The organism is Propioniciclava sinopodophylli (assembly GCF_004324755.1).
GTDB classification, from domain to species: domain Bacteria; phylum Actinomycetota; class Actinomycetes; order Propionibacteriales; family Propionibacteriaceae; genus Propioniciclava; species Propioniciclava sinopodophylli.
In genome coordinates this window covers 1-1,514 of sequence record NZ_SDMQ01000030.1, presented here as the reverse complement: position 1 = coordinate 1,514, position 1,514 = coordinate 1, and the positions used below count along the sequence as shown (strand labels likewise).

The following is a 1,514-nucleotide window of genomic DNA, read 5'->3' as shown; positions in this document are numbered from 1 at the left end:
CAGCAGGCGCAACCAAGGACCCCCAGTGGAGAAGCCGGACAGACCGGCAGGACCACCACGCCCACACCCGAAACGCCGTCAACAACGACGCGAACCATCCCCAAGAATCACAGTCGGTGGATCAGGGTTCAGTCAAGCGCCAAGTGTGGTCACGGGCCAAGTGCGGCAAAGTCGGTCGTTGGCGGAGTGCCGGTCACGACATGGGTGTGGACACTTCCGCGACCACTGCGCAGGCGCCGCGGCGCAGGGACTGCTGCACGAGGGTGGTGCGAATGTCGAGGTGTCGGAGCAGGAACGTGCGTTCGTCGAGCCGCTTGCGGCGCAGCCAGCCGGTGACTTCGTCATTGCATTTGCTGGTGTTGCAGGAGCGGCAGGCAGGGACGACGTTGTCGAGGGTGTAGCGCCCGCCGCGAGAGATCGGCAGGACGCAGTCGCGCTGCAGTGGCGTGTCGGTCACCCCGCAGTACGCGCATCCGGCCCACGCGTCCTTCAACGCTGCCCACTGCAAGTCGGTGAGGTCGTGGACCTTGCTGCCCAGTCGGCGTTTGCGGCGCCGGTCCGCGCGGGCCTTGCGTGTCTTGCCGACAGCCATTCCCGAAGACTACGACGCAGCGACGGTCATCGACGCTTCACGGCCATCGCGCGCATCACATGAGCGCACCGCCGGCGGCAGATGTGCGCTTCCCCAGCCCTCTGCCGCAGCGCGGGCGACACGGACACGCCTCCGGGACCCGGTGTTCAGCGAATCGTAGAGTCGAGGTGTGGAACACGTGTACGACATCCTGCGCAACCCAGGAGGCCTAGCGGTCACCGTCTCGTTCGGGTCATTCCCCGATCAACCGCCAGAGGTGGTCGCCGAACTCGACCTGTGGATCGACGTATTGGATGAAGAGGCGTGGGTTAACGCTGTGCTGGACCTTGCTCGCGAGGTCAACCCCGAAACCCAGACGTACGACATCACTGTCACGAAGAACTACATCAACTGGGGAGCGGATGGTGGTGGAGCTGCAATCCTCCTCTATCTCGGCGGCAGAGCGTTCGACCTCTTGGCGGACAAGGCCGCTGGCAAGTTGCTCCGCCACTCGATGCAGCGGTTGAGTGGCGGGCGGGGGCACGCGGTGCAAAGCCTTGAGGACGCCAAGCGCACTGCCCCATATAGAGTCGCAATGCGCTATGCCGAAAACGTCGGTGACCTCCGCTTGCGAGGGGAAGGTGATCTTCAGGACTTGGAGGGTTGGCTGGTGAAGTTGACCGGCAAGCTCGCCGACTACACCGTGGAGGTCTACCGATCCGGCATGGTCCTCATCACGGCAGAGTTCCTGGAGCCAAGCGCCGCCAGATCGATGCGCATCTCTGAACCCAAGACGTCCTAAGTCCCGAGCGATCGGCGGCAATTGCGGATGTTCCAGAGGTGGCTCAGGAGGCCTCTGAGAGGCGTTGCACGACGTACTGGTTGAGGCTGAGGTGCTCTTCGGCAGCTTGGATCGCGAGGCGGCGGTGCAGGCTTTCCCCGA

At 64.1% G+C, this 1,514-nt stretch carries 3 protein-coding genes; 1 reads left to right on the top strand and 2 read right to left on the bottom strand.

Annotated elements, in window-relative coordinates; genetic code table 11:
* Window positions 1-193 precede the first annotated feature (193 nt).
* Entirely contained in the window at window positions 194-592 is a 399-nt protein-coding gene (locus tag ET989_RS14600) for an HNH endonuclease (RefSeq protein WP_131170267.1), read from the bottom strand.
* 169 nt (window positions 593-761) lie between these two features.
* On the opposite strand from ET989_RS14600, the gene ET989_RS14595 reads away from it, so the two are divergent.
* Window positions 762-1,373, top strand: a complete 612-nt coding sequence (locus tag ET989_RS14595) for a hypothetical protein (protein WP_131170258.1) — start codon at window positions 762-764, stop codon at window positions 1,371-1,373.
* Window positions 1,374-1,416: 43 nt separating this feature from the next.
* Here the strand turns inward: ET989_RS14595 and ET989_RS16075 are convergent, their stop codons facing one another.
* Window positions 1,417-1,503, bottom strand: coding sequence for a toxin-antitoxin system HicB family antitoxin (locus tag ET989_RS16075; protein WP_421958231.1), 87 nt, complete (start codon window positions 1,501-1,503; stop codon window positions 1,417-1,419).
* Between the last annotated feature and the right edge of the window lie 11 nt (window positions 1,504-1,514).